Genomic DNA, 6,515 nt, shown 5'->3' on the forward strand with positions numbered 1-6,515 from the left:
CGAAGATCCGCGCCCCCTCGCCTCACAGCTCCGCAGGAACCCTGTCGCGCTCCTCGCCAGCGACCACCACCGGCACCCACGCACCGCGCGCCGGCCGCCCCGCCCACCACACGTACACACCGGCTGCGACCACAGCGCCTCCGGCCGCGATCGCCCACCACGGGAACCCGGCGACATCGGGCGACTCCCCCGCCGCGTCCACGTCCGACTGCGGCGTCGGGATCACCCGTTCGCCGGTGACGAGGATGCGGTGGGTGTTGATCCCGAGCGGGGTGCAGGTGACGAGGGTCAGGAGGTCCTGGCCGGGCTGCACGAGGAGGCTCTGCGTGTCCTCCGGCTCGACGACCAGCGTCTCGCGCACGCGGTAGGTGACCACCTCGCCGTAGACCTCGATGGTGAAGGTGTCGCCGACGTCGACGCGGTCGAGGTGGGTGAAGAGCTCGGCCGAGGCGAGGCCGCGGTGGCCGGTGAGCACCGAGTGGGTGGAGGGGCCGCCGACCGGCAGGGCGGTGCCCTCGAGGTGGCCGACGCCGCGCTCGAGGACGGCGTCGCTCGTGCCGTGGAAGATCGGCAGGTCCACGTCGATGGCGGGGATCCGGATCCGGGCCATCAGTCCCTCGGCGTCGCCGCGCAGGAGGGAGGAGTAGCGCTCCCGGTCGGCGACCTGCTCGTCGTCGGCGAGGGGGAGGCGCTCGTTCGCGGCGACGGCGGCGCCGCCACCGCTCAGGCTCTGGTTGTAGGCGCGGGCCTCGACGAGGTTCTGCCGGAGGGTCTCGGCGCCGAGGTCGGTGATGTCCTGCGTGAGGGAGTCGATCTCGCGCGCCTGCTCGACGGCGCTCAGCCAGCTGGCGGCGACGGGGTACAGCAGCAGCGCCACTCCCGAGAGGCTGATGAGCGCGATGACCAGCGGGGCGATCGGCAGCCGCCAGCGCGGTCGGCGGTGGATCCGCCTCCGCGGAGGAAAAGGGCTGGAGACAGAGGAATGCGGGGCACCCGACGGGTGCCCCGCATTCGACTTCGTCATGGTGTGACGTTACTCCGCGGTCTGAGCAGCCAGCGCGGTGCGGCGGCGCGAGGCGATCAGGCCCGAACCGATCGCGAGGGCGAGGAGCGCGCCTCCACCGAGGGTGAACCACTGCGCGCCGCCACCGGTGAGGGGCAGGGCGAACGCCGGCACCTGGGTGTGGAGGAACTCGACGTAGTTCTGGATCGGCGCGGTGGCCGAGCTCGGTCCGGCGACGACCTGCGTCAGCACCTGGGCCGGGGTGGGCAGACGGAATCCGGCGGGCGGGGTCAGCTCGCGGACGTAGTAGTTGCCCGGCGTGATGATCGGGATCTCGACGATGCCGTTCGCTCCGGTCGTCCAGTTCTGGTTGCCGTTGATGAACACCGGGTTCTGGCCGAGGTTGGCGTCGTTCTCGGTGAGGAACACCTGGTAGACCGCACCCGCGAGCGGCACGCGGTTGGCGCCGTTGTTCTGGTAGGCGTACACGGTCAGCTGACCGATCGGGGTGCTGCCGGTGACCGTCTCCGTGGCCCCGTTCACGACGCTCGTCGCCGAGTTGGTGATGATGCCGTTGGCCGGGATGGCGGTGGCGCGGGTGAGCACCGTGAGGGTGACGACGCCGCCCTGAAGACCCTGGAGCTTGGTGAGGCCGGACTGCAAGAAGTTCAGCGTCACGTTCCGGGTCGCGGCGTCATAGCCGAGCGTGTAGTCCGTGTTCGCGATGAACGCCGGTGCGGGCGCGGTGCCCGCGGCGCTGGTCACCGTGATGCCGGTGGGCGCGACGCCGGCCGGTCCGGTCGGCAGGTAGGTCAGCTCGGCGGGGAGCGTGTCGGTGAGGGTGAACGCGTCGAGCGTGTCACCGGCGGCGAGCACCGGCACGTCCGAGGCGATGGCCCAGCGGATGAGGTCGGGGTTGCGCGCCTCGACCGAGTTCGCCGCCGCGGGGACGCGCGTCTTGGTGAGCTCCGTGACCGCGTTCTTGGGGTAGACGTGGACGTCGTAGATCCACTGGTTCGCCGGCGCACCGGTCGGGCCCGTCGGGAACGGCAGGGTGACAAGGAACGGCGCCGCGCCGTTGGTCGCTCCGGCGGGGAGCTGGGTCTCGGTCACGAGGTAGAGGCCGAGCGGCATGCTCGCGCCGTTGTTGAACACGGCCTCGCCGTCCGTGCCGCTGGTGGCGGTGAAGGTGTCGGCGGCGGTGACGCGGGTCGCCGCGGTGCCCGGGGTCAGGTTCGCGACCTGGTTCCAGCCGTCGGGCGTGGTGAGGTCGACGCCCTGGACGCGCGCGGCGGTGAACACGGCGCCGGGCAGCGCGTCACCGGGGACCGTGATCTCCTGGCCGGTGCCGATCGCCTGGCCGTTGTTGGAGCCCAGCGCGAGCTTGTGCACGGTGAGGGTGCGGCTGATGGTCGGGTCGATGTTGCCGGGCAGCGTGACCGCTGACGCCGGCGCGACGGCGGTGAAGACCGCCGCAGCGCTCAGCGCGAGGACGCCGGCTGCGGCGGCGAGCCGCCTGGTGAGTGAGCGGGACATGTGATCTCTCCTACTGAGGTCGTGAGTGCTGGTGTCGTGGAGTCGAAGGTGTGCGGGAAGGGGTCTGCGGGAGAGCGCCGGGGCTCTCGGTCGGGGCGTCACCGGGAGGGGCCTCGCAGCCTCCGGCGCCGCTCCCAGAGGAGGAGGCCGAGTGCGAGAGTGAGCACCGACCCCCCGCCCAGGAGGAACGCGTCGGTGCTGGCGCCACCGGTCAGCGGCAGGCGTGTGGGGTCCACGGGGGCGTTGACGAAGCGGTAGACCGCCGTCTGACCGGCCGTGGGGGCCGTGATCGTCCGCGAGGCGACCGGGGACCACGTCGTCCCGGTCAGGCGCTCGAGACGCAGTTCCTGGTAGGCGAGGCGGCGGGTCGGATCCGTCGCCGCCTCGGACAGCGTGTAGCCGTGACCCGGTCGCACCTCGAAGGTGCTCGCCGGGTTGCCCGCGGCGACGTACTCCGCGCCGGCCCGGGTCTCCGTCGGGAGCGTCCCTCCGGCCAGTGCGGCGGGCGTCGCGGTGACGCGCCAGTCGGCGGCCTGGAAGCCGGTCTGGGGGCGCAGGACCTGCTTGACCAGGGTGATCGTCGCGCTGGCGTTGTCCACGGTGCAGGTGACGGCGGCACCGTTCGTCGGGGTCACGTCTCCGGCCGCGCTCACGGTGAGGGCGGCACCGGTGTCGGTGCGGCACTGCCAGGGTGCGGTCTGCACATAGGTCGCGGAACCGCCGGTCTCGGCGAGCCGGTAGGCGGCACCCGGGGTGACGGGGATCGCCGACACGCCCGCGGAGCCCGCGCGGCCGGTCGGGCCGGGCAGGGCGCCGGTCGGGCCGGTGGCGCTGAGCGTGAAGTCGCTGGGCAGCGCGCTGCCGGAGCTCACCGTCTTCACGAGCGTGAGGGACGCCGTGGGCCGGTTCACGATCGAACACTCGACGACCGCCGCGGAGGCGATGCCGGTGAGGCTCGCGCTGATGACGGTCCCGGACTGCGAGAACGTGGTCGCCCGGGCGGTGCCGTTGACCGTGCAGGCGCCGCTGACGAACGCGAAGCCCGTCTGCTGCACCTCCGAGACGGTGAGCGTCGCCCGCGACGCCTCCGTGCCGAACAGGACGGTCCAGGCGGCCTGACCCGCGGCGTCCGTCTGCTGGCGGGGCGACTGCTCCGGCAGCAGGGCGACGGTGCCCGCGGTGGCCGTCGCCGTCGTGCCCACCGTCCAGTCCACGCCGGGGCGGGTCGTGCCGGAGGCGTCCCGGATCGTCTTGGTGATGCGCACGGTGGAGGCGGGGCGCGGGGAGTTGAAGAAGGTGCAGGTGACGTTGACGCCGAGCCGGTTCGGGAGGGTGACCGTGCCGGTCGGGTTCGAGCCCGTGCTCACCCGCACGCCGTCCGCGTAGCACTCGTAGATGCTCGTGTAGGCGGTGATCGGGGAGGCGGAGCCCGCGGCCATCGCCTCCGAGACCGTCACCGTGCTGTTGATCGGAGTGGGGAAGGGGCCGATCTGCGCGGTCTGGCGGCCGGTGGTGGCGCCAGTGGTGGTGGCCGTGGCGAACGGCGACGCCGGAGAGCCGGCGGCGGCGGTGAGCTGGAACTGGTCCGCCGCGGCCAGACGGCCCACCACGCTCTTCTGCACGGTGATCGTGGCCGGCGAGGAGCAGCCGGAGAGGTCGACGGCGTTGACGCTCACGCGCGGCGTGCCGCTGACACGGGTCCACGTGGTGGCGTCGAACTCGTAGGCGCTGCCGGGGATGGCGGGAACACCGTTCGCGGCGGCGACGTCGCCGTTGGCGAGGTAGACGGTTCCGCGCGGCGAGAAGGCGATGCCGTTGATGTTCGCGAAGGCGGCGTCGGTCCCCGTCACGGCCTTCGCGATCGAGGTGTTCACCGGGAGGGTGCCGCCGGTCGCCGCGGCCAGGGCGTCGGCCGGCACGGTGAAGATCGCGGCGCTGCTCGCGTTGTTGACCGAGCCCGCGCCGACGACGTAGAGGTTGCCGCGAGCGTCGAACGCCATGTCGCCGTTGCCGTTGGGGGTTCCGGAGGTGGGGAAGGAGCCGACGAGGGCGAACCGGGTGGCGACGGGGTTGGCCTCGGTGAAGCTCCAGATGTAGAACTGGCCGCTCGCGAAGCTGCCGAACAGGTACCGGCCCGTCCGGAGGTCGACCGCGCCGGCGACGATGCTGCCGGTCACCTGCGCTCCGCCGGCCACGGTCGTGTACGCGCTGTTCGCGATCCTCTGGAAGCCCGCCTCCGGCGTCCACTTGAGGACGGCGTCGACGTCCGTCGCGTCGGACGAGCGGTCCAGCGCGTAGGCGAAGGCGCCGTTCGCGCCGACGCCGAGCGCGTTGGCCTCGGCGGTCCCCGACCAGCTGCCGATCGAGGTCAGGGATCCCGTGACGATGTCGGCCTGCTGCAGGGCGCCGGCCGCCGTGAGGGAGTAGAAGCGGCCGGTGTCGCAGAACAGGCGGGGCGTCTGCACCGTGTTCGTGAAGGTGCAGAGCACCTCCGCTCCCGCCTCGCTGGGGATCGTGATCGACCCGGCGGCGGAGGCTCCCGAGGCGATGACCGTGCCGCCGCGCGAGCACTCGTAGTTGTTGGAGTACCCCAGGCCCGCGCCCGCGGTCTGCGCCTCGGCGATCGTGTACGTCGCTCCGGACTGCACGGTGAGGCGGCTGACCTGCGCGGCCTGGATCCCGGTGGCGGTGCCCGTGGTCGTGGCCGACGCGAGGACCGTCGTGCCGCTGCGCACCGAGAGCGTGAACTGGTCGCCCGTGGCGCTGCGCACCGGCAGGTTCTTCCGGACGGTGAGGGTCGTCGCGGCCTGGATCGTCACCGAGGTGGGGGCGGAGGCGATGAGGCCGGTGGGAGCCGTGGTCCCGGTGCTGTACGTCCCGGCGGCGGCGGCCACCACGTCCACCGAGATCGTGCAGGAGGTCGCGCCCGCGGCGAGGTCGCCGCCGACGGTCGAGACGGTGGAGGATCCGGCGGCCGCGGTCACGGCGAACGCCGTTCCGGTGACGTCGGTGCAGGACCCGCCGACAGCAGGCGTCGGGGCCACGACGAGGCCGGCCGGGAGAGCGGTCGAGAAGCGCCAGTCCGCCTTCGCGAGGAGGTCGCTGGTGTTGGTGACCGTGTAGGTCAGCGTGGTCGGCACCGTCGCGGTCGGCACGGCCTGCGTGAAGGCCGCATCGAGAGCGGGAGTGACGTCGAGCACGCGGAGGTCGTCGACGGCGAAGGCGCTTCCCGTGCCGGTGACCGTGTTCACGAGCTGCACCTGGGCCGCGGCGATCTGCGCCGGAGTGAGGAGCGCGGTGCTCGTGCCGGTGTAGGCGACGGCGCGGGCGGAGGCGGGGAGCGCGGGATCCACGAGCGCGCCGAGCCCGCCGACCAGCGGGAGGGTCGGGGACGTGTAGAACACGCTGCCGGTCGCGGCGCAGGGCACGACCGGTGCCGCGAATCCGGTGAGGACGGTGGACCCGCCCGAGACCAGGTTGAGGGAGAGGGACGCGTTGTTCGTCCCGCACTGCCCGCCGGCGGCGTTCATGCCGACGGCGTAGTAGCGGGCGGCGGGCGCGGAGACGCCGATCCCCGCGGCGCTCTGGGCGACGGTCGTGCCGCCGGTAATGGTGGCGTACGGGTACTCGACCAGGGCGTGGTTCGCCTGCGTGCCGGTGTTCGAGCCGTTGGCCGGTGCGGTGCTGGAGGTGGACCCCTGCACTCCGGCCGCCACCTGACCGAGGACGTCCGCCATGCGGCGGGTCTCGCGTGCGGCCGACGATCCCGTGCCGACGGTGAGGAGGGGCCGGGTCGGGCAGAAGGCGGAGTTGGGGTACGGCGCCGTGTAGTTGACCAGGACGCCGGTGCAGTTCGTGGCGGTCGACCAGCCGGTGGCGGCCGTGTAGCGGCCGTTCGCGTAGGCGGTGAGCGCACTCGGGGTGGCGGTCAGGCCCTGCTCGAAGGTCTCCGTCCACACCTGCCGCGGGGCCTCGG

Annotated in this window: 3 protein-coding genes; all 3 read right to left on the reverse strand. The window is 72.8% G+C overall.

Annotation, left to right across the window (positions count from 1 at the left end; all coding sequences use genetic code 11):
* Positions 1-22: 22 nt before the first annotated feature.
* On the reverse strand, positions 23-1,024 hold the full coding sequence (locus tag C5C35_RS14490; RefSeq protein WP_219814189.1) for a class C sortase: 1,002 nt from the start codon (positions 1,022-1,024) through the stop codon (positions 23-25).
* 9 nt (positions 1,025-1,033) lie between these two features.
* Positions 1,034-2,539, reverse strand: a complete 1,506-nt coding sequence (locus C5C35_RS14495) for a SpaH/EbpB family LPXTG-anchored major pilin (protein WP_104263422.1) — start codon at positions 2,537-2,539, stop codon at positions 1,034-1,036.
* 98 nt (positions 2,540-2,637) lie between these two features.
* Positions 2,638-6,515, reverse strand: a 3,878-nt coding sequence (locus C5C35_RS14500) for an LPXTG cell wall anchor domain-containing protein (protein ID WP_146084615.1), incomplete at its 5' end; no start/stop codon positions are given.

It is taken from the genome of Rathayibacter sp. AY1F8, assembly GCF_002932165.1.
Classification (GTDB): Bacteria; Actinomycetota; Actinomycetes; order Actinomycetales; family Microbacteriaceae; genus Rathayibacter.